The sequence below is a fragment of the Flavobacterium johnsoniae genome, from assembly GCF_001879205.1.
GTDB lineage: Bacteria > Bacteroidota > Bacteroidia > Flavobacteriales > Flavobacteriaceae > Flavobacterium > Flavobacterium johnsoniae_A.
Genome location: NZ_MLFK01000010.1, coordinates 369,892 through 393,864, shown reverse-complemented (window position 1 = coordinate 393,864; position 23,973 = coordinate 369,892). Strand labels below are relative to the sequence as shown.

General features: G+C 37.8%; 13 protein-coding genes. 9 read left to right on the top strand and 4 right to left on the bottom strand.

The window, feature by feature from the left end; translation table 11 throughout:
• Nucleotides 1-2 precede the first annotated feature (2 nt).
• Both BKM63_RS20575 and BKM63_RS20570 read right to left on the bottom strand, forming a co-directional pair.
• Nucleotides 3-1,127 carry a glycoside hydrolase family 88/105 protein gene (locus BKM63_RS20575; RefSeq protein ID WP_071638448.1) on the bottom strand — a complete coding sequence of 375 codons (1,125 nt, stop codon included), beginning with the start codon at nucleotides 1,125-1,127 and terminating at the stop codon, nucleotides 3-5.
• A 6-nt stretch (nucleotides 1,128-1,133) separates the two neighbouring features.
• The gene (locus BKM63_RS20570; RefSeq protein WP_071638447.1) at nucleotides 1,134-3,941 is read right to left on the bottom strand and encodes a glycosyl hydrolase; all 2,808 of its coding nucleotides are present in this window, start codon (nucleotides 3,939-3,941) and stop codon (nucleotides 1,134-1,136) included.
• Between the two features lie 429 nt (nucleotides 3,942-4,370).
• On the opposite strand from BKM63_RS20570, the gene BKM63_RS20565 reads away from it, so the two are divergent.
• From BKM63_RS20565 to BKM63_RS20525, 8 genes are all read left to right on the top strand, one after another.
• Nucleotides 4,371-7,514: a SusC/RagA family TonB-linked outer membrane protein gene (locus tag BKM63_RS20565; RefSeq protein ID WP_071638446.1), complete on the top strand. Its 3,144-nt coding sequence runs from the start codon at nucleotides 4,371-4,373 to the stop codon at nucleotides 7,512-7,514.
• A gap of 6 nt (nucleotides 7,515-7,520) precedes the next feature.
• Nucleotides 7,521-9,056 (top strand): RagB/SusD family nutrient uptake outer membrane protein, encoded by a 1,536-nt coding sequence (locus BKM63_RS20560; protein WP_071638445.1) that lies wholly within the window; start codon nucleotides 7,521-7,523, stop codon nucleotides 9,054-9,056.
• A gap of 158 nt (nucleotides 9,057-9,214) precedes the next feature.
• Nucleotides 9,215-10,747 carry a sialate O-acetylesterase gene (locus BKM63_RS20555; protein ID WP_071638444.1) on the top strand — a complete coding sequence of 511 codons (1,533 nt, stop codon included), beginning with the start codon at nucleotides 9,215-9,217 and terminating at the stop codon, nucleotides 10,745-10,747.
• An 84-nt stretch (nucleotides 10,748-10,831) separates the two neighbouring features.
• The gene (locus tag BKM63_RS20550; RefSeq protein WP_071638502.1) at nucleotides 10,832-11,902 is read left to right on the top strand and encodes a glycoside hydrolase family protein; all 1,071 of its coding nucleotides are present in this window, start codon (nucleotides 10,832-10,834) and stop codon (nucleotides 11,900-11,902) included.
• Nucleotides 11,903-11,912: 10 nt separating this feature from the next.
• Nucleotides 11,913-12,236, top strand: a complete 324-nt coding sequence (gene rhaM, locus BKM63_RS20545) for an L-rhamnose mutarotase (protein ID WP_071638443.1) — start codon at nucleotides 11,913-11,915, stop codon at nucleotides 12,234-12,236.
• A gap of 37 nt (nucleotides 12,237-12,273) precedes the next feature.
• Entirely contained in the window at nucleotides 12,274-13,566 is a 1,293-nt protein-coding gene (locus tag BKM63_RS20540; RefSeq protein ID WP_071638442.1) for a DUF4861 domain-containing protein, read from the top strand.
• A 132-nt stretch (nucleotides 13,567-13,698) separates the two neighbouring features.
• Complete coding sequence (locus BKM63_RS20530) at nucleotides 13,699-15,024, top strand: rhamnogalacturonidase (protein WP_071638440.1); 1,326 nt, start codon at nucleotides 13,699-13,701, stop codon at nucleotides 15,022-15,024.
• 308 nt (nucleotides 15,025-15,332) lie between these two features.
• Nucleotides 15,333-15,509, top strand: coding sequence for a histone H1 (locus BKM63_RS20525; RefSeq protein WP_012026201.1), 177 nt, complete (start codon nucleotides 15,333-15,335; stop codon nucleotides 15,507-15,509).
• Nucleotides 15,510-15,619: 110 nt separating this feature from the next.
• Here BKM63_RS20525 and BKM63_RS20520 read toward each other — a convergent pair whose 3' ends face one another.
• Together BKM63_RS20520 and BKM63_RS20515 are read right to left on the bottom strand one after the other, a co-directional pair.
• Nucleotides 15,620-17,101, bottom strand: a complete 1,482-nt coding sequence (locus tag BKM63_RS20520) for a rhamnogalacturonan acetylesterase (RefSeq protein WP_071638439.1) — start codon at nucleotides 17,099-17,101, stop codon at nucleotides 15,620-15,622.
• A gap of 187 nt (nucleotides 17,102-17,288) precedes the next feature.
• Nucleotides 17,289-20,144 (bottom strand): glycoside hydrolase family 2 protein, encoded by a 2,856-nt coding sequence (locus tag BKM63_RS20515; protein ID WP_071638438.1) that lies wholly within the window; start codon nucleotides 20,142-20,144, stop codon nucleotides 17,289-17,291.
• A 330-nt stretch (nucleotides 20,145-20,474) separates the two neighbouring features.
• Between BKM63_RS20515 and BKM63_RS20510 the strand changes: the two genes are divergently transcribed.
• Nucleotides 20,475-23,885, top strand: a complete 3,411-nt coding sequence (locus BKM63_RS20510; protein WP_071638437.1) for a DUF4450 domain-containing protein — start codon at nucleotides 20,475-20,477, stop codon at nucleotides 23,883-23,885.
• Nucleotides 23,886-23,973 lie beyond the last annotated feature (88 nt).

The following is a 23,973-nucleotide window of genomic DNA, read 5'->3' as shown; positions in this document are numbered from 1 at the left end:
TTTTATTTCATTTTATAAATTTCTGATCCGGCCAGCAGAAAACAGCCAAGGCCGTAATCTTCAAAATCTGGAATTTTATCATAAGATAAAGGCTGTCCGTCCTTTGGCTCTTTTCCCGTAGACTGCAGATATCCCAAAAATCCGTTTGCATGAAGACTCTCAGCAGTAATGGCATTCCATGCTTTTTGAATTACAGGCAGATACGTTTCTTTTTTCAGGATGCCATTGTTTATTCCGTACGCTATTCCGTATACAAATAAAGCTGTCCCTGATGTTTCTTTTTCTCCAAAATTTGCCGGATCATGCAGGCTTACATTCCAGAATCCGTCAGCTCTTTGAATTGGAACAAGTGCAGCGGCCATTGCTTTCAAATCTTTTACATACTGCTCTCTGTGCGGCGCATTCTCCGGAATAACAGTCAGTACCTTTGCCAGCGCTGCAATAACCCATCCGTTGCCGCGGCTCCAATAGCAGTTTCTGCCGTTAGGTTCTTTGTATGGAGGATCAAAATCGGCATCGCGCCACCATAAACCTTCCTTTGGATTATAAAGACCCTTATCGCCGTGTTTGTTTCTGGAGAACATATACATCTGGTGCATTTTTTCGAAATAGCGGCTGTCTTTTTCCAATACTCCCATTTTAGCAAAAACAGGCATTCCCATTTGTATAGCATCAATCCACGACCAGTCGTTTAACTGCGGTGTGTTTAAAAGCATGTTGATATTGGCTCTTGTATTTTTAAGTTTTTTAGCATCAGGTTCCAGATTATACAAATCAATATAAGTTTGTGCGGCGCAGTAATTATCAGCATTTCGGGTAACATTGCCGCCATTGAATCCCCATTTATGAAATTCGGCCCAGGCATAGGCATAATCATAATAAGCTTCTTTAGGAAAAATTTCATGCAGAGCCATGAGTCCCTCATAATAAACCCCTCGGGTCCAGATATTACTGGGGCGTTCTTTGTTGGTTATGATCGTTTTTCCGGTATCGGGCCATTTCTGCATAAAATAATCATTGGCCAGCATCATTTGTTTTAAGACCTGTTTTTTGTCAAATGCTTCTTGCGCGGCTATACTGTTTAATGATAAAATAAAAACAGTAAAAAGTGAGAATAATTTTTTCATTTTGGGTTATTTGGCAGTTAGATTAGTTGTTTTTAAAGGAGTAAGGGTAACAGGACCCAGAAGTCCCGAGGGCATTGGATTCCACTTTGCGGCATCAAACTTTTTGTAATCCTTATCGACCATGTTTATTTCGTAGAAAATTTTCCATTCCCGGCCTTTTATTTCCATATCTCGTATTCTGTTTGCCGGAAGATTAGTGACCTGAATTCTTAAACTGTTTTTTCCTGGTTTTAATTTTTCAATAGTAAGTTTATAAGGAACAGACCATGCAGTGCCTATAAATTCATCATTGAGCCAGACTTTGGCACTTTCCCGTACATCTCCGAGGCTGAGACTCCAGTTTTGGATCTTAGTATTTGGATTGTCAAATTCAATTGTATAAGATGCTGATCCGGAAAAAGCTTCTGCATCTTTACCAAATTTTGTCCAGGACTCCAGATTCGAAATCGAAAGATCAGCGGGGATTTTCGGCCCTCCTTTTTCAAAAGCCAGTTTCCAGCTGCCTTTTATTGAAACAGGTTCTGAAATTGATTCAAAATACTTCCATTTTTTTTGCGAAGCTGTATTTTCGGTTTTTAAAAAATAGGACTGTCCAGGTTCAATTTTAATCTTTACATAAGTGATTTTGTCTTTTTTATTGACAGCGGCATTACCGTATTCCCGAGTTAACGGATCAAGAATAATAACCTCTTTGTCCGGTATCTGCAGCGGAATAAACTGGTCTATTATTTTTGCCGTATGATTGACTATATAATATGTTTTTTCGCCGTCTATATCTCTTCTGATGAATTTTAAACCTGTATCAACGAGGCTTTCCGGCTGTATTCCGGCTTCATCTAAACTTTTAAAAAGATCAGAGACGGTTTGTATTTTGTTTTCAGTGAGAAGATTTTGAAGCTTTTTTTCCTGTTTTTTATAATCATAAAATCCCGGAACCGATTCCGGCAGTCCCTCAAAAATAACAGAAGCGCCTGCTTTTTTAAGTTCCATAAGTTTCTGCAGCGTGGCAAGGGGCATTTTTTTGCAGGAGGGAATAATCAATGTTTTGTAATTTCCTCCTGGCAATGAAATATTTCCGTTCACAACTTTAGCTTCGGCAATAAAACTATCCGATATAAAATCAACACTATATCCTTTTTGCATAAGACTTTTTGTGGTGTCGTAGAAAGAAGTGCCGTAAAGCCATTCTGATAAAGAATGAATTTTAAACTGATAAAATAAGGTGCCTTTCTGGTATTTATCCCAGACATCAAATACAGGCCAGTAAAGCAGGATTTCATTATCAGGTTTTCCCTGCTGCAGCAGAGACTGACAGTTTGAAATATAAGAGAATAAAGCCGGAGCATCTTCCCAGATGGTATTATTAGAATTGAAATTTACCGATGCATAAAACTGCCAGCCCGGCCAGACAGCGCGGTCCGGAGAATAGGTGGATCCGTGCAGGAAAATATGATTCACACCATTCAGCATCAAATCTTCCGCCTCAGGTTTACACTGGGATAAGGCGGTTTTGAAATGCTCTCTGAGCCATGTAAAAGTTTCTGACGATACTAGTTTTTTTCCTGAAATATGGGCTGCCGATGAAGAAAACTTCAGCATAACCGGATCCGCATCTCCTTCTCGGATATCTTCTTTATCACGTCTAAAACCCGGAATATCAAATGGCATTGACCCAAAAGTTTCGCATTCCGGAATATCAGCAGAAGCATAGAGATCAATGAGGTTGCCGGGTGAACCGTGCGCCTGCAGTTTGGTTTTAAAATTTTTAGAATGCGCCCAGGCAGTCCATGATTTATCAAACTTATTTCCTAATAAATCGGATAGGGTCTGGCGGTAGTCGCTTCTTATTCGGTTTCCGGTTTCGTTATCGGTTTCATTGAGCAGGACAGGAAGTTCTTTTTTTAAATCATAACCGCGTAAAGTTTTAAATTCTTCAAAGAAACCTGGTGTAAAATCGGTTCCGTAAACCTCAAAACTGTCATTAAAAACAGCCCGGATTTTTCCTTCTCTTCCTTTGAGGGCCTCATTAAAAGGAACAACATAAGCGTTTAAGGCTTCCGCCGAATAATGATCTAAAGTATAACCGCTTCCTCCCGGTGCGGCTCTTTTTACCTGCTGTCCCGTTTTACCACTGAATACGGCATAGATGGTATAATCTGTTTTTTTTGCTTTCCAGTTGAGTTTGTTCGGCTCAAGTTTACCTGGAAGTTGTATGTGAGCACCTTCAATTCCTTTATCAATTACATTTATTTTTTTATTCTGAAGCTCATCGGTCAGGTTAACAAATGATCCGTCACTTCCATAAGCTGCAACATACAAGAGTGCCGCCGGGATTTTTTCTTTGGTATTTTCCAGTTTAATATTTCGATTGAACGTTTCATTTTTTTTAAGCTGGTATTTTTCTACAATAAGCTTAGTTGCAGCATGCGGCAGGGTTACATGCGATCCTCCATACGGCCATCCGGTTCCTAAAACCATGTCAACCTGCATATTCAGACTGTCTGAAACGCGGATTGTATAATCCAGCATTTCCATCCACTTAGGCGATAAATAATCTATGAAATTATTTTCTTCTCCTTTTACGCCGTAGATTGGAGTAATTTCAACACCGCCGATTCCGGCTTTATGAAAATCAATAAGACTTCTCTTTAAATTGGGTTTATCTACCGCGCTTCCCATCCACCACCAGCGTGTCCAGGGCTGATGAGTGTTAACAGATTCCGGCCACACAGAAACTGCTCTCTGCTGTGAAACGGCATTAAAAGCACAAAAAAATAATACGATAATAAAGCAGTATTTAAGAGTTTGTTTCATTATTTATTCATGGATTTAACTTTATAAAACAGAGCTTATTTCTTATTTTTTAATTTGAGAAATTGTCTCGCAATAAGGTAAAAGTAGGAGCAGTGCATTAAAATGCTATCCTGTAGCGTCCTGTTTTTATAAAATATTTTAAAAAATTAAATTGTCAGTATATCTCTTGCATATATTAGTATTTGATATTTTTTTAGCAAAATAAATATGAAATGTAAAAAAATAAATTACTAAAATTTTTAAAAATATATTTTTGAATTTCGCAATGAATTAAGAGTTGTAAATCAAGCAGTTGTGCGTGTTTTCTGTTAAAGTAAACTTAAATAAAATTATAATATCTTGAAAGCTAACAGGATACTACAGGATACTGCGGAAAGTGCTTCTAAATAAATTTGGTTTGAACTAATTAACTAACCAAATTGAACTTTTATGAAAAACAAGCTTAATCTTTTGCTGCTAATGGCCTTTGTGGTACTTGCGTACACATCAGGCTATGCGCAAGAAAAAACGGTTACAGGAACCGTTACTGATCCGGCGAAATTATCAATACCGGGAGTGAACGTAATTGTCAAGGGAACCAACAGATCTGCCAGTACTGATTTTGATGGAAAATACAGTATTTCAGCTGCACCCGGAGAAACATTAATTTTCTCGTTTGTGGGATTTGTAAAGCAGGAAATAAAAATTGGTGCAGCAGCGAGTTATAATATTTCGCTGGATGCCGAAAGTGCTAACCTGAATGAAGTGGTGGTAATAGGTTACGGAACACAGAAGAAAAAGCTCACATCAGGAGCAATTTCAGGAATAAAAACAGAAAGTTTTACAGAACGTCCTATTTCAAGGATCGATCAGGGACTTATAGGACAGGTTGCCGGAGTTCGTGTAAAACAAACTACAGGTCTGCCGGGACAGCCTTTCAGTATAGAAATCAGGGGAGCCGGTTCTATTACCGCCGGAAATGAACCTTTGTATGTTATTGACGGATTTCCAATTTATACCGAAGGATCAAACAGTAACGGTGCATTTGCAAACGGAAGCCCGCTGGACAATATGAACCCTAATGATGTAGCTTCGATTGAAGTATTGAAAGATGCTTCTGCAGCAGCGATTTATGGTTCCAGAGCATCGAATGGGGTAGTAATCATTACAACAAAAAAAGGTAAAAAAGGAAAGCCGAAATTTACTTTTAATACATACGGCGGTGTTAATAAAGAAGCAAACAGAGTTGATATGCTTTCTGCTCAGGGATGGATTGATCGTGCCAAAACCATGATCGATTCGCAATGGGTTGGTTCCGGAATTGCGGGAGCGTCTGCAACACAGACGACAGCTGAGAGAATAGCAGCTTATAATGCGGTTAACCCATCGGCACCTCTTACAACAGCCAATTCAAGATATTATACTTATCTGCATGATGACAGATGGGATATGCCGGGACATCCTGGACTGGATTACATTGACTGGCAGGATAAAGTTTTTCGCACCGGTGAGTTCAGTAATTATCAGTTAACAGCTTCCGGAGCTACAGATGCGGTGAATTACTATGTTTCGGCCAACTATCAAAAAAATACGGGATACATCATCGGGACTGATTACACTTTGTTTTCTGCAAGAGCAAATGTTGATGTTAAATTGTCGGAAAACTTTAAAATGGGAATCAATTTAGCTCCGTCTTACTCGATTAAAAATGATCCGGGAGTAGAAGGAAAAGACAATACTTTGTTTAAAGCCCTGACAGCAACTCCTGTTTTTGAAAGTGCTTCAAATGCAGCGGGAGAAAAATACACCACTCGTTATGCATGGGGTTCAAGTACAACTAATATGCTGAATGCTCTGGCAAGAACCGGAAGAAATTCAATGTACAGAAATTTAATCTCGGGATATGCCAGTTATCAATTTGCTAAAAGCTTTACTTTAAAAAGCACCATCAACTTTGATAATTCAGATAATGTTAATGAAAGTTATACGCCAAATGATGTAATTGCAAGTATCAGGGGTGCTTACAATACTTACAGAAGACAAAATATTGTAAATGAAAATACGCTGACTTTTGATAAAACTTTTGGAAGCCACGGTGTAAACCTGCTTGTAGGAGAGTCGTTTAACTCGTATGAAATTACCAGATCTACCATGTCATCAGGGGCGCTCTATAATAGTTCAACTATCGAAACGCTGCCTGCGGGATCTATTGGTTCTACTAATGCTGAAAAAAACACATTACTTTCTTATTTTTCCCGTATTCAATACAACTTCAAGGAAAAATATATTCTGGCAGCAAGTATAAGACGTGACGGTTCTTCAAAATTTGGTTCTGAGAGAAGATGGGGAACTTTTTCATCTCTTTCATTAGGATGGCGATTAAAACAGGAAGCTTTTCTGCAGAATGCAGATTGGTTAACAGAATTAAAATTAAGAGCCAGCACCGGTATAAACGGAAGTAATAATATTGGAAGTTATGCCCAGTATGCAACACTTGGAACATTCAATTACTCAATTGGAGGTGCTGTGGCGATTGGTCAGGGCGCTGCTTCGATACCAAATCCTTCACTGCACTGGGAAGAATCGAAAAGTATTGATTTTGGACTGGATTTCGGTATAATAAAAAACAGGCTGACTGGAACATTCGAATTGTACAGAAAAAATAACAGTGAATTACTATTGAGAGTTCCGGTACCCGGAGACTCTGGTTTTCCAACTTATTTAACCAATATTGGAGAAGTGCAGAATCAGGGATGGGAATTTGAACTGAACTCTCTAAACGTTAAAACTCCAACTTTTGAATGGAGAACTTCTGCAAACATAAGCCATAACGAAAATAAAGTAATGGCATTAGGTCCGGATCAGTCTAAAATAGAAATCAGTAATGCTTACGACGGCGGTGTTCCGTTTGTAAAACTGGAAGTTGGAAAACCGATGTATACAATCTTTGGATTAAAACAAAACGGTGTTATAACACAAGCAGATATTGATGCAGGCGGGACTACAATCGGCGGAAATAAACTGGTTTTGGGAGATCCAAGATATATTGATCAGAATGGAGATAAAAAAATCAATTCAGATGACCGTGTAGACTTAGGAAATCCAACTCCAAAATACACTTGGGGAATCACTAATACCTTCAAATACAAAGATTTTGATTTGAATGTGCTGGTTCAGGGACAAAATGGAGGCACCGTTTACGGATTAACCGGCCGTGCTATTGACCGTACCGGAATGGGGTCTGTAGAAAATTCATTAAACGTTGATCCTGCAGTAAGAGGAAACTGGAGAACTTCATTTGGATATCAGGCAAACTCTGACTGGCTGTACTCATCTGATTATGTAAGTATCAGAAGTATTTCTATCGGGTATAATTTAAAACAGGCACTTAAAGGAATTACCAGAATTGACAATGCAAGATTATATGTAACGGGCGAAAACTGGTTCTACTGGAATAAATACAAAGTAGGTTTCAATCCGGAAGCCGTAAATACTTCAGGAAGTTCAAACAGCGATTTTTCTGTTCCGGTTGATTATGGCGGAGCGCCTTTGGCAAAATCTTTAGTGATAGGGCTTAACATTAATTTTAATTAAAAGAAAATGAAAAAATATATCTTCATAGCGGCAGGTGCTTTATTATTATTTGCACAGTCATCCTGTACAGACGAGCTGACACAGCTGCCTTTGTCTCAGGGAACAATTGAGAACTTTTATGCAACTCCCGGCGATTTTGCGCAGGCAAGAAATGCAACGTATTCTGTAGCTTTTCACGGAGCAAGTGTATACGGTTATGCCAACAGATTAATGAATTTAAGCGAAACCAGATCTGATAATTTGATGGCAACTACTACTGCATCAAGAGACTGGGAAGGCATTAACAGTTTTTATACCTCTATAAGCTCTAACACTTATGTGAAAGAAGCCTATATGACCAATTATAATGCAATTTATAAAGCGAATCAGTTATTAGAAAAAATAGCTGAAAAAGGAGATGCAATTTTTACAAATCCGGCAGATAAAACAGCAATGGCAGCCGAGGCTCGTTTTCTAAGAGCATTCTGCTATTTTGATTTAATTAGATGGTTTGGAAGAGTGCCTCTAATCGACAGAACAATGACAGCACAGGAAGCGGCAAAAGTACCTAGAACTGCTGTAGCCGATGTTTACAAATTGATTATTTCTGATTTAGAACTGGCTATTCCGGATCTTGCACCATCTTATGATAATGCAAATTTTGGACGTGTAACCAAATACGGAGCCAAAGCATTATTAGGATTGGTATACATGACGCGTTCAAGCCCTACTTACGGAATAGACGGCGCCATGCTGGGATTAAACGAATGGGATAAAGCCTATAAAGAATTAAACGATATTAAATTAAGCGGATTATATGCTTTTGGCACAGATTACGAACCGATTTTTAAAACAGAAGGAAATGCTAACAAAGAAAACGTTCTGACTATTCCGTACACACAAAATATTTCAACTCCAATAGGCGGAAACTTTATGGTAGAACTTGGCTATGAGCCTTATTTTGCCTCTGTAAACTTATCAGCACAGGGAGCTTTAGAAGCAAGACCAATTTCAACAGGCTTCATGAATTTGTTTGCAGCCGCAGATAAAAGAAAGATTTACGGAATCGCGACAAGTTATACTGTGGCAACAGGAACTTACAAAGGAAGTTATACGCTTCCGGTTTTCAAAAAATATATAGATCCGGCGAGATACGGAAACGGCCGCGAAGACTGGGGAGTAGATTTTATGATTACACGCTATACAGATGTATTAATGCTTATGGCAGAATGTACGCTTCATGGCGGAGGAGGTTCTCAGGCAGAAGTCGATGATATCGTGAATAAAGTAAGAACAAGAGCCGGAGTTGCGGCAAACGCTGCCAATATTACACTGGATCAATTATTTGAAGAAAGAAGAAAAGAATTTTTTGCAGAAGGAACAAGATGGTTTGATTTAATCAGATCAGGAAAAGCAGTAACGATTATGAATGCCTGGAAAGCAGCCGAAGATACTGAAAACAGAATCAGAACTATTGATAACAATGCATTGTTATATCCGATTCCTTTATCAGAAATTCTTGCAGTTCCAGGACTTTACGATCAAAACCTTGGTTACGATTAATAATTTTTTGCCCCCAAATTTTATTTTTTGTTTTGAAAGAAGCTGTCTTTTCAGACAGCTTTTTTTTCATTTTTGTATTTTAGCATAAACAGGAAAGCACAGGATGCCGGACTTGTTTAACTATTTTAAATTTAAAGTGTACTTAAAAATCAAATCCAATGATTTACTCAAAAAAATTACTGTTGCTTTTTTTAGTTTTAAGTGTAAAATTTTCTGTTTCAGCACAGGTAAAACTACCAGCCCTGGTTGGAGATAACATGGTTTTACAGCAGAATGCCAAAGTCAATTTATGGGGATGGGCTTCTCCAAACGAAAAAGTCAATATTAGTTTAGGATGGTCAGATGCTGCTGTTGAAGTTACGGCCGATGCAGAAGGAAACTGGAAAACTGCAGTCAGTACACCCGGCGGAAGCGATAAAAACTACGACATTACAATCAGCGCTTCCAATAAAATTGTTCTCAAAAATATTTTAATTGGCGAAGTATGGCTTTGTTCCGGACAGTCAAATATGTTTTTTCCTGTTGGAAAAGAAGACGGAACCTGGAAAACCGGAGTTAAAAATTATGAAGAAGAAGTAAAAAATGCTTCGTTCCCTAATATCAGATTGTTTACGGTGGCGCTCAATGCATCTCCAAAACCGCTCGAAGATGTTTCAGGAAACTGGAAAATCTGCACGCCGGAAACCATCAAAACATTCTCCGCCGTTGCCTATTTCTTCGGACGGGATTTATATCAAAAATTAAATGTCCCAATCGGTTTAATATCCACATCTTGGGGAGGCACAAAAGCCGAAGCTTGGACAGCTCAGAATATTTTAGAAGAAGAAACGGCTTTTCTGCCTATTCTTCAGGAAGATGCCAAAAATGAAAAAATATATCAGGAAAAACTCGAAGCCTATTACCTGGCTTTAACTAACGAACGAATTGCAAGCGCCGCAAACGCACCAAAAGGCCAGTTAAAAAAGCCTAAAAAAGAGCCCAACAAAACCTCGTATGTTTTGTATAATGCCATGCTTCATCCGCTGGTAAATTATACCATAAAAGGTGCAATCTGGTATCAGGGCGAAAGTAATTCAGGAAAAGCATTTTTGTACAGAAGTTTATTTCCTGCAATGGTTAAAAGCTGGAGAGACGAATGGAAGCAGGGCGAATTTCCTTTCTATTACGTTCAGATTACACCGCATAAAGGACAGAATGCCGAAATTAGGGAAGCACAGTTAATGTCGCTGCAAACAATTCCAAACAGCGGTATGGTCGTTACCACAGATGTTGGAGATGCGCAGAACATCCACCCAATCGATAAGCAGACTGTTGGTTATAGATTGGCTTTAATAGCCCGTGCCAAAACTTATGGCGAAAATAAACTCGTTTATTCCGGGCCTATTTTTAAAGAGATGAAAATAAAGAAACAAAAAGCACAATTGTTTTTTGATTACGCTGATTCAGGTTTAAAGAAAACCGGTGATGTTTTAAAAGAATTTGAAATTGCAGGCGAAGATCAGATTTTTTATCCCGCAGATGCCAAAATTGACGGAAAAACAGTTGTAGTTTCTTCTTCAAAAGTAAAAGAACCCACTGCCGTACGTTTTGCATGGAAAGCCGTTCCGGAACCTAATTTATTTAACAATGAAAATTTACCAGCGTCGCCTTTCAGGACCGATAACTGGGAAATTAAAGCAGATAAAAAATAATGGAGTGTTTTAGCCACAGAGTGCAAAGATTAAAAAGATTAATCATTGAAATCTGCGGCAAAAAAAAATCAGAATAATAAAAAAATGAATCGAAGACAATTTATTATAGGGAATTCTCTTGCTGTTATGGCTTTGTGTCTTCCGTTTTCGGCGAAAGCCATAAACTTTTTAGACGATCCCAAATTATCTGATTTCGAAAAAAAACTTCGACCAGTTGGGCGCGCTTTAGAGTTTGAAGATTATTATGTTTGGTGCAACAGTCCAATTGAAGGACCTGATGGAAAAATTCATGTGTTTTTTTCGAGATGGAAAAAATCAAAAAGCATGAGCGGCTGGATCAACGGTTCAGAAATTGCCCATGCCGTTGCCGATAAACCAGAGGGGCCGTACGAATATGTTAGTACCATTTTAGCTCCAAGAGGCGAAGGTTTCTGGGATGCGACAACCTGCCATAATCCAAGTATTCATTTTGTAGACGGTAAATATGCGCTTTTTTTCATGGGGAATTCTAACGGAAAAATGGATACAAAGCGCATTGGTTTAGCGGTTTCAGATTCACTTTACGGGCCGTGGGAAAGACCGGATCAGCCTTTATTACTGCCTGGAGAGCCGGGTTCCTGGGATGATTTATTAACCACAAATCCGTCCTTTTTAAAACATCCAAACGGAGAATACTGGCTGTATTATAAATCATTAGATACAGAAAATTACGTACACCCAAAATTTCCCATTAAAGGAAACAGAAAATACGGATTGGCAATTTCCAAGTCACTTAAAGGACCTTACATCAAACATCCTGACAATCCGCTGATTGATTTTTCAAAACTCGGAGATAACAAGCAATGTGAAGATGCTTTTGTCTGGTATGAAAATAAAAAATTCAAAATGCTTGCCCGAGACATGGGAGTTTTTGGAATGGATTATGGTCTTTATATGGATTCTGATGATGGAATTCACTGGAATGATCCGCAGGTTTCCTATCAGCCTTTAAATAAATACATTAAACAGCCCGAAGCTCCAAAACATTTAAACCGTTACGGACGTGCCGAACGCCCGCAGCTATTATTTCAAAATGGAAAAGCGACATATTTGTTCACCGCTTCGCAGGGTGGAAAATACGAAACTTCTTCAGCCTTTATTTTTAAGATAATTTAAAAGTGAAAAGATGAAAAATACATTTAGAAATGCTTTTACAATGAAATTAAAACCAGGTTTTGAAACCGAATATAAAATAAGGCATGAACAAATCTGGCCAGAGCTTACAGCGTTGCTTTCAGAAAGCGGGATTCAGGATTATTCAATTTTTCTGGATGAACAAACCGGGGTGCTTTTTGGCGTTCAAAAATTAAGTCTTGAATTTGACCGTTCAGAGCTTTCGAGCCATCCGCTTATGAGAAAATGGTGGAATTTTATGGCGGATATTATGGAAACAAATCCGGATAATTCGCCCAAAACAAATTCGCTCAAAGAGGTTTTTCATTTGGATTAAATGATTAAATTGTTTTTCAATAAAAAAGTAATAAATAATGAAGAGTACAATCAAACTTTACGCCCCAATTGCATTTTCTATTTTGGTTTTTGCCAATTGTAATGCGCAGAAAAAAACAGCAGGAAATACAATTGTTTTAAAAAACACCTCCAATTTAGAACTGTCTCAGAAAGCCGTTGCAATAAAAAGAACGCAGCTTTCTTTAAATAAAGATTTAGGAAAGTACCCGATCTTAATTTATAAAAACGATACAATTCCGGCGCAGGTAAATGATTTGGATGGCGATGGAAAATGGGACGAATTGTTTCTGGTAACAGATTTTTCTCCAAAAGAAGAAAAGAAAGCAGCACTAAACTGGTCCAACACTGATCCTAAATTCCCTGTAAAAACCAGTGCGAGATTTGGAAAAAGAGAAGGCAAAAACCTGCCTGTTCATCCTGATACGCAGGAAGTTTTACTGGCGAATCAGGTTCATAAAAAATTGGGTTACCAAAAATACCAAACTGATGGTCCAACCTGGGAAAATGATAAAGTAGGTTTCAGACATTATTTAGACGGAAGAAACTGCAAAGATGTTTTTGGTAAAAAAACACTCGGAATTACGCCGGAAGATGTAGGGATAAATGACAAAGGCGCAGTCGAAGACAATTACCACGTAATGCACGATTGGGGAAGGGATATTTTTCCTGTTGGAAATTCTGCCGGGTTGGGCGGTTTTGCTTTATTAACAGAAAATAATAAAGTAAACCGACTTGGGATTCTTGGAAACGACACGATAAATAATATCGAAAAAACGACTTTTAAAATCGTAAGCGAAGGACCGGTAAATTCGGTTTTGCACTACAACTATCAAAATTGGGAAGCGGCTGGAAATAAATATCAGGCACAGGAAACAGCGTCAATATGGCCGGGCATGTACGGTTATAAAAACACCGTTTCGGTAAATGGTTTAAAAGGAAACGATACTTTATTGATCACACTTTCAAACCTGAACAATCAAAATCCGCTGCAGGTTATTGATTCAGGTGATTTCGTTTGTTTTATTCAGCATGATAAATTGACCTACGAGCGCCAATGGATTTTGGGTACAGCGGTAATTATTCCAAAAAATGTCTACAAAGGCTATATAGAAGCACCAAAAACAGGCCAGCTGACAGATTCCTATTTAATAAAAGTTTCGGTAAAAAATAATGAGGAAGTAAGTTATTATCCAATTGCCGGCTGGGAATTAAGTGCCGATAAAAACTTTAAAGATTCTGCTTATTTTACAACTTACGTAACAACTTTAGCAAAACAGCTTTCTGCTAAAATTAAGGTAGAGGCCAAGTAAAGAAGTTCAATATGAAATAACCATGAAGTATGCCATCCCCAGAGATGAGGAATCTCCGCAGGCTGAATCTGCAAAGATGGGAAATATACTTTGTGTTTACCTGCTAAAAAACTAACTAACCAAATAACCACAATGAAAACTATTTTTAAAATTTTAATCTGCATCGCTTTTGCCCAAGTGTCATTCTCGCAGCAGTATGCAAATGATACATTTCCTGATGGCAGTCCGATTACGAACTGGTTTAAAGATTATTCTAAAATCCAGCTGAAAGATTTAGGAAAAAAGTACACCATTACAGATTTTGGTGTAAGCAAAGACAGCACTAAAATTCAGACCATTGCAATTCAGAAAATAATAGACAAAGCAGCTGCAAATGGAGGAGGAGTAATCGTGATTCCGAAAGGTGTTTTCCTGAGCGGCGCTTTATTTTTTAAGTCTAAAACCGCTTTATACGTTTCGGAAGGCGGCGTTTTAAAAGGTTCAGGCAATATTGCCGATTATCCGATAATGCCATCCAGAATGGAAGGACAGAATCTGGATTATTTTCCGGCCCTGGTAAATGCGTACGGCGTTGATAATTTTTCGATTTCAGGAAAAGGAACAATTAACGGAAATGGAAAAAAATACTGGGAAGCTTTTTGGCAGCGTCGTAAAGAAAATCCGAAATGTACCAATCTGGAAGTTTCAAGACCAAGATTGGTTTTTGTGTGGAATTCAAACAACGTACAGTTTCAGGATGTAAAACTCATTAATTCAGGTTTCTGGACCAATCATTTCTACAAATGCAACAATGTAAAACTGCTGGATTTGTATATTTTTTCGCCGCATATTGCCATCAAAGCTCCAAGTACAGATGCAGTTGATATTGATATCTGCAATAATTTCCTGATCAAAGGCTGTTATATGTCGGTTAACGATGATGCCATTGCTTTAAAAGGAGGAAAAGGCCCGTATGCCGATCAGGATAAAAACAACGGACCTAATTCTAATATTATCATCGAAGATACCAATTTCGGATTTTGTCATTCGGCTTTAACAAATGGCAGTGAATCAATTCATAATAAAAATGTGATTATGAGAAACTGCAAAATAGACGGTGCTTCGCGCATGTTGTGGCTTAAAATGAGGCCGGATACGCCGCAGCGATACGAATATATACGAGTAGAAGATATTAAAGGAGAAGCCAAAACAGGACTGGCGATTTTTGCCTGGAAACAATTTTTCGATTTAAAAGGCCGTCCGGATATTCCGCTTTCCTATGGAGATCATGTTACGCTGAAAAATATCGACTTAAACTGCGATACTTTTTACGGAGTAGAAAACGATCCTAATGTGCGTTTGTCTAATTTTACTTTTGAAAATTTAAATATAAATACCAAAAAAACGGATATTGACAAAAGTGTAATAAAGGGTGTTGTTTTTAAGAATGTGTATGTAAATAAACAGTTAATAGAGTAATTTTTCCACACATTCTCAATTCGGTAAAAGATAATTTTAAGCCAAAATCTTATGTTTTGCTGTTTTTTTCTGTTGGCAGACTAAAAAAAAATAAAGCCTGCTGTAAAGCCTTGATAGAGGGGCTGATTTTTAAAATTGATAATAAATGTCTGATTAATAGTTTATTGTGAGAGCGTGTTTTTGTGAAATTGAGCACGTAAATTTATCGTTAATTTAAAGCGTAAAAAACTATGTTAATTTTAACAGCAATTTTATTGTAACTATCAATCAAACTTCTATTTTTGCGCCTTAATTTAATAATTATAAGCATGAAAGATCTATTAGTAAAAATCAACGCCGAAATTGAAACATTCAAAGCAGAAGCAGAATCTTTAACTGAAAAAGGTATCAAAGCTGCAGGACCAAGAGCACGTAAAGCTACTTTAGAAATCGAAAAACTTTTGAAAGAGTTCAGAAAAGTTTCTATCGAAGAATCAAAAAAATAATACAACTAAAACCTCGTCGCAAGATGAGGTTTTTTTTTGGGTTTCGGGTTTGAAGTTTCAGGTTAGTTTCTTAACCCAAAACTTACAATTCACAATTCACAACTCACAAATTACAACCCAAACCCCAAAACCTTTTTAATACATTCGGCTGCAGTCAAGGCGTTTAAATCGGCACCTTCTATGCCCGTGTGTGTATGATCTTTTGGAAAAAAGGCTTTCATTTTTTCTTTTCCTAAAACTTCATATTTTTGAGCAACCGCTTCGCTTAAGTCAATATAATAGACACCTTCTTTTTCCGCGATCTCTTTAGACCATTTTATATAGGTCTCTGTTCTGCGTTCGACTTTGTCATTTGGCCACTCGTTTCTTGGTGTTAAACTCAAAACAATTGGGATGGCACCTTTCTCTTTTGCTTCGCGGATAAATTTTTGCATATACCAGCCAAAAGTATGCACGATTTCTTTTGAGCCATTTGGAAGAATTACTTCCTGCGTTTCATCTCCAATTCCTTTTAAAGAACCCCTAAATTTCTCTTTGTCAACCGCGCCCGCGTCATTATGACCAAACTGGATTAAGACATAATTCCCCGGCTGTAATTGTTTTTTTACTTCATCCCAAAGACCTTCAGTATCAAAAGTTCTGCTGCTTCTGCCGCCTTTTGCTTTATTGATGATTTCAACCCGGGTGGTATCGCAATATTTCGGAAAAACAACTCCCCAGCCAACAGCATCCGGATTTCCATTATCTGCCATAGTTGAATCGCCTATTAAAAACACTTTATTTTTTGAAGGAAAAACAAGCTGCGGATTTTCTAAAATGTAATTTTTTAATGAATTTTTGCTGCCTTTTATTTCGTCAATAATTATCGAAGCAGCTAAAACAGCGCCTTTTGCCGAAGTATGCGTATGATCTTTTTTATAGAAATAAGTTCCGGTAACTTTTGCCTCACCCAGTTTCTCCATTTCAACAGCCATTTTTTCATTCAAATTAAGAAAAGCCACTTTCTCTTTTTCGGCTATTTGTTTCGCCCACAAACCGTACGATTGATCGTTTCGGGGTACTTTACCATTTTTCCAGTCATTTCTCGGAATAGGCGAACACACAATCGGAATTGCGCCTTTTGATTTTGCTTCGCGAATGATTTTCTGAATATACCAGCCGTAGGAATGAACAATTTCGTGTTTTTTAGTCAGGATGTTGTCAATTTCCTGTGTTTCGTTTCCAGTCCCTTTTATTGTGCCGCGGGCACGGAGACTGTCATTTATCGCACCGTCATCATTATGCCCAAACTGAATCAGGACGTAATCTCCTTTTTTGAGTTTATTCAAAACAGTATTCCACAATCCTTTGTCCTGAAAAGTGCGGCTGCTCGTACCGCCCAGTGCATGATTTTCAATATTGATTTTGGAATTATCCAAAAACTGCCCAATAAAATCTCCCCAGCCCCAAAGACCGCCCGCACCATCGCCTTTACCATTTTTTACAGTCGAATCGCCAACCATAAAAAGGGTAGGTTTAGAATCTTGTTTTGGAGTGAAATTTAAAAGTAATAAAGCAAGAAAAACAAAAGCTGTTATTTTAATTGATTTCATGTTTTTGAGTTGTGAATTGTGAGTTGTGAGTTGTGAGATGTTAGATGTGAGATGTGAGATGTTAGATGTTAGATGTGAGATGTTAGATGTGAGATGTTAGATGTTAGATGTGAGTTGTGAGAATATGTTTCGGGACATGTTAGCGTGAAACCTGAAACCTGAAACCTGAAACCTGAAACAAAAAAAACTAAAAACTAAAATCAAACCACAAATCCATTTTAATTCCGTCATCGCCTTTTTTAATTCGGATATTTGTCGGCTGGCTTTGCGGGCCTTGTTGTTCCAATGGTTTGAAATCACGCATGGCTGGAATTTCATACATAAACGAAATATCGCCTTCGGGAAAATCCGGCTGCGGACTGCTTCCCGGAAAGGAATTTTTAGGAAGATCAGGCGTAAACAATCTCAAAAACAAATTATCAGATTCGCTGAAAAACTTAAACGACGAATTGCCGGCTTTTAAACTCGCACCCAATAAGTTGGCGTGATAGCCTTTGAACTCAGGGTAAATTAAGTTTTCGAAGCTTTCTCCCGTAATCGTATTGTTATATTCTTTTTCCCAAAAACCATACGTTGTTCCTTTAATTCTGTTTTTCCAAACGCGATACGGGCCTCTTCCAAACCATTTAATTCCCTTTACTTCTTTTTCAGGATAGCTAAAGGTAATCCCAAAAGCATTGATTTTATCTTCAAAAAAAGCGCCGTCAAAACCATCTCCGCCCGAAGCATTTTTAAGCGCAAGCAACTCCATTTTTAATCTGCCGTCTGGTTCCATAATCCATTTTATAGAAGATAATCCACCGGAATAATTGACTTTACAAATCGCTTTTCCGTCTTCTTGAGAAATGGCAATATCTTTTAATTTTGCTTTCATTCCAATAAAACGCGGACCATTTGTTAGAGGAATAACCGATGATTTATTTGTAATTTTCTGAATTTCTCCTGTTGCCGCATTTATAACAACTGTTATGTCATTCGCCTTGAGGGTAATTTCAGAATTGGTTTTGGTAACAACAGCTTTTGCTTTTGTGTTTTGAACAGCCAAAAATTTCACAGCATAATATTGAGCTTTGTGAATAGGCCATGTCCAGGTGTAAATTTCCTTATCAAACTGGTCAAAAGCAGTAATCGATAAAATATCGCCTTCAAAGAAATTCTGAGGTATTTCTAATTTTATTTTTCTGGTTTCGCCGGGTTCTGTGCTTGGCATTTCAATTTTTCCGGAACTAATTTCCTGAGCTGTTTTATCAGTATACAAAACATCAGTATCAGATTTAAGAACTTTAAATTCCATTTTACAGGAATTCAAATTGCTGAATAAATAGTCATTCGTAATCAAAAAAGAACCGTCAAAAGTATCCGTAATTTGTTTGGGCTGAAACTGAATTGGCGCCCAGATTTCTTTAACCGAAAAATAACTTCCTTCTTTTTCGCGATGAGGCCCTAGAATTCCGTCAGCAGCAAGAGAACCTTTTGAGTCAAATTTTTGTTCGCCTTTCCAGTCAGACCGTTTTACAGCTTCGTCGAGCATCGCCCACATAAAACCGCCGGCAAAAAGCGGACTTTCTTTATATCTGTTCCAAAAATCTTCCAGCGCCGCACCGTGGCCGTTATCATAAGTTCCGTGCATAAACTCGGTAGGGAAAAATACATTTTCGCCCGAATTAAAGCGATGCATTCCCGTTAAATAAGTAGGGTAGTGATGCGTGTCCCAGCCGTCAAAATCAGCCCAGGGATGAATTACAATTCTTTTCTGCGGATCATTTTCTGCAAAAACTTTATCGACCTCATAGTTCCAGCCGCCTTCATTTCCGTTATCCCAAATAATAACCGACGGATGATTTACATCTCTCACAACCATTTCTTTAACTAATTTGGTTCCGGTTTCAGTATCGTAGGAGTTCTGCCAGCCTGCCAGTTCATTCAGTACAAAAAGCCCCAGAGAATCGCAGACTTCCAGAAAATGATCATCCGGCGGATAGTGCCCGCGAACCGCATTCATATTCATGTCTTTAATCAGTTTCACATCCATTTCGCTGATTCGTCTGCTCGTGCTTCGTCCGCCTTCCGGCCAAAACGAATGACGATTGATGCCTTTCATGATAATTTTGGTGCCGTTTACATAAATTCCGTCCCGTTTTTTGAATTCTAAAGTCCTGAAGCCAATTTTTTTATGGAATTCATGAAGTACAATTCCGTTTTGTTTCAGTGTTAATTTTAAACCATATAAATGAGGCGTTTCGGGATTCCACGGTTTGATGTTTTTCCATTTTGCCGAGATTGATTCTTTTGTTTTTTTCGCTTTAAGCGGAAAACTAAAAACTTCCGATTCTGTTCCGTTTTTATCTGAAACAGAGGCTTCTATTATTGTGTTTTTTAAAATGTGCTGCAAATTGAGATCAACTGTAATAGAACCGTCCATTTTCGCATTTACGGCAATATTCTCAATATGAGTTTTAGGTGAAACTTCCAGCCAAACCGGACGATAAATTCCGCCGAAAAGCCACCAGTCGGCTCTTCTTTCAGCTGCGTTAACTGATTTATTGGCAGAATGTTTCCATACATGAACTTCAAGAATATTTTTTGAACCAAATTGCAACAAAGCCGAGATATCATATTTAAACTCATAAAAACCGCCCTGATGAATTGGTCCGGCAATTTTTCCGTTAATTTTTACTTCAGTATCGGTCATCGCACCGCCAAACGCAATTAGAATATTTTTGCCTTTATAATCAAGCGGTATTTCGAATTCATATTTATAAAAACCTTCTTCTTTGCTGGGTTCTTTTTGATTCAGTTCCTTATACCAGCGCCCGTATGTATACTCGCCAAAACCTTCGAGCTCCCATTGTGACGGCACATTAATTTTAGACCAGATTTTGCTGTTATTTCCATCCGTACAATAAAAATCCCATTGAATTGGATGCTCAAAATCTTTTCCAGAAAGATAAATTAAACCTGTTTTTTGTGCCTTTGCATTTTGATTTAAGAAGAAACTAAATAAAATAAAGAATAAGAATTTGAGAGTATTTTTTGAAGGCATAATACGTGGCGGGACTTTAAAATTAGTGCTGTTTTATCTGTTTTGCAAAATGCTTTTTATTTTCTTTTTTTGTGATAATGTCTTCCTGAAAAGAAATTGTATTATCAAATCTACTTGTTCCTTTTTTATATTGTATCCTGTACTATGATGTTAAAAATAAATTGATAATTCTAAAAATTAATATATTTTTTAAATTTACGAAATCAGGTAGGTACAGGATACTATCCCACTAAAAAACAAAGAAATTGCATCTATATTATTGAATTGATAAAATAAACTGTCTTAAATTTTATTATTCAAATTTTAATAATTGTCAATTTTTTGAATTTTATGGGAATTAAAAAACAAACTGTCTGCCTTTTAGCCGGTGTATTTCTGTGCTCAACTATCATCCTTTTTGGTCAGGAAAAAACATCCATTCGCAAAATTCATTATGTACCCGAAGGAAATAGTTTTGTTTTAAAAAACGGAACCAGAAAATTTAACCGTGCACTTTACGGTTCTAATACAGGATTCAGGGTTGAAACCGGAGATTTACCGGAATTCGCCATGTATATGCCCGGAATGGGAGGCAACTTCAAACTCGGGTTGGTAAACGGAAACGACAGCAAATGGATTACCAAAGCAGCAAAAATCGATACGCGTTATGTTTTAGGAACCATGCATTACACCATCGAGGATCCCATTTTAGGAGATGGAAAATTGTTTATTGATGTCGCAGCCCTAAAAGAAAGTGAAGGTTTTATCGTCAAAATATATGGTGAAAAAGTATCAAAAAAGACTCATTTAATCTGGGCTTTTGGCGGTGCAACAGGCAGGAAATTTAGCCGTGACGGCGATATTGGCGCAGATCCCGAATCGGTTTTTTATTTACAGCCGGAGTATTGCCTTAATAACACCTATACCTTAAAAAAAGAATCTTTTGTACTCGATTATGGGTCTGAGAGCAACAAACAAAAAACGGGAAATAATAAAAAAATTAACGGATTTTTTCCAAATTCTGATACTCGTTTAGCAAATGCAAATGCACAAAGTAAGCCTTTAGAGCTTTTTAATTCCAATCCTGAAAAACTTTCCTTAATAAGCGGGAAAATAAACTCAATTTCTGAAAAAGAAAATTACTGGCTTTTTGTTCCGGAAGTTTCAAATGTAAATTATACCCAGAGAACAATTGCCGAACTTTATGAAAAATCAGTTACGGCAACTCGTCTTTTGGCCAATCGTGTCAAAGTCAAAACACCAGATCCTTACATCAATACATTAGGAGGAGCACTCGCCATCGCGGCCGACGGAATTTGGGAAAGCCCTGCGTACCTTCATGGAGCTATTGCCTGGCGCATGCATTTAAACGCGTGGCGGGGCGCCTACACGGCAGATCCTTTGGGTTGGCATGACAGGGCAAAAACGCATTTTACAAGTTACAGCAAGTCTCAGGTAACATCGCCGGAAAGCGGTCCGATTGTGTTTGATGAAGAAAAAAACCTGGCGCGTCAAAAAGAAGAAATAGGGACTTCGATGTTTAGCAGCGGTTACATCAGCCGAAGTCCGAATAGAAACAATGTGGCGCATCATTATGATATGAATCTGGTTTTTTTCGATCAGCTATTTCGTCATTTTAAATGGACGGATGATATGACTTTTTTAAAAGAAATATGGCCGGCAATCGAACGGCATTTAAACTGGGAAAAGCGAAATTTTGATCCGGACAATGACGGATTGTATGATGCATACGCGAGCATCTGGGCCAGCGATGCGCTGCAGTACAGCGGAGGCGGTGTAATTCACTCATCGGCCTATAATTATTATGCAAATAAAATGGCCGCTGAACTGGCTAAAAAATTAGAGAAAGATCCGGCTCCTTTTGAAAAAGAAGCAGACAAGATCTTAAAAGCGGTAAAAAGCCAGCTTTGGACTGCGAAAAAAGGAATTTTTGCCGAATATAAAGATGCTTTAGGAAACCGTTTACTGCACGATGCGCCAGGAGTTTGGAGCATTTACCATACTATCGACTCAGAAGTGCCCAATCCGTTTGAGAGTTACCAGATGCTGGATTATGTTGATAATCAGATTCCACATATTCCCATTGCCGCAGACGGACTGGATAAAACAGATCTGTATGTCATCAGTACTACAAATTGGCAGCCATATACATGGTCGACCAATAATGCAGCTTTGGCCGAACAGCTGCATACTTCACTGGCTTTCTGGCAGAGCGGACAAGCTGAAAAAGCATACACTATGTGGGAAAGTGCTTTGATTGAAAGCATGTATCTGAGTGCTTCGCCGGGCGGATTTGAGCAGCTCATGTATCAGGATGCGATGCGCGGCGAATTGTACCGCGACTTTGCTGACCCAATTGGAATGGCTTCGAGAACTTTAGTTGAAGGACTTTTCGGGATTCAGCCAGATGCTTTAAATCAAGTCTTGACTATAAAACCAGGCTTTCCTGAAAAATGGAACGAAGCTTCCTTAGAAATTCCGGATATTTCAATTGATTTTAAAAGAGAAAACAAGAAAGAATTTTATCATATTGAGAATCGTTTTGGTGCCCAAATGAATCTGAATTTAATACTAAAGGCACCGTTTGAAAATATACAAAGCATTACGGTAAATGGTAAAATTGCAAGTTACAGAGAAACATCTGAAAATATTGGAAATCCAAAAATCAGCATAAAAACACCGTATGCTAAGACTTATGACGTGGTTGTGAACTGGCGTGGAGGGACTATCGAAAAAATGATCCAAAAACCATTTTATACTTCAGGAGAAAATTTGGATATGCTGGTTTTTAAATCTCAAATCGTTTCTGTTTACGATCCACAATCTGTTTTGGCAGAAATTTCGAATAAAGAAAAAATGCTTCATGCAACTGTAAACGGAGAAGGAAATAAGACGTTTTTTGTAAAATTGAAGCAGGGAGAATTCATTTGGTGGGAACCGATTCAATTAAACATTAAAACAAAAGAAAAATCAAATAAAATTGCCACAGATTGGGATAAGCCTTTGGATAAATCAATACGTACAGAAACGATTTCTCTTTCTTCATTTTTTAATTCAAAAGTGACCGATATTTTTAATTACGAATATTTGTCTCCAAGACCCAATGTTGTGACTTTGCAGCTTCCAAAACAAGGTATTGGAAATTGGTGTTATCCAAATGTTTCGGTAAAAATTGACGATTCAGGACTGCGCCAAAAAGCAAAAGAAAATGGTAAAATTACAACGTCAAACGGAATTCCGTTTCAAACTCCTTCCGATGAAAATCAAAAAAATATCATTTTCACTTCAATGTGGGATAATTTTCCTGAAAGTGCTGTTATTCCGTTAAATGGAAAAGCTTCACACGCTTATTTTATGATGGCAGGGACCACAAATCCAATGCAGAGCCGAATTGTAAACGGAGAAATTAAGGTGAATTATACCGATGGAACTTCGGAAATTTTACTCTTAAAAAACCCCGAAAACTGGTGGCCGATCGAGCAGGATTATTTCATCGACGGACCAGCCTTTACAACCGATGCTCCAAAACCGCCGAGAGTTTATTTTAAATCGGGAGAAATTTCAAGAGACTTCAAAGACTTTAAAACCATAAAAGGGTTTACAAGTTATGGCGTTGAAGGCGGTGCAGGAACAATTTTAGATTTGCCCTTGGATAAAAATAAAACACTTAAAAATCTGACTCTCAAAGCCATTGCAAATGATGTTGTGATTGGGTTGATGAGTGTTACTTTAATTAGATGATTTAATGAAGCAAGTTGTGATTTAACCGCAAAGCACGCAAGCTTTATATGGTTGTGTAGCATTAAAACACAAAGTTCGCAAAGCTTTG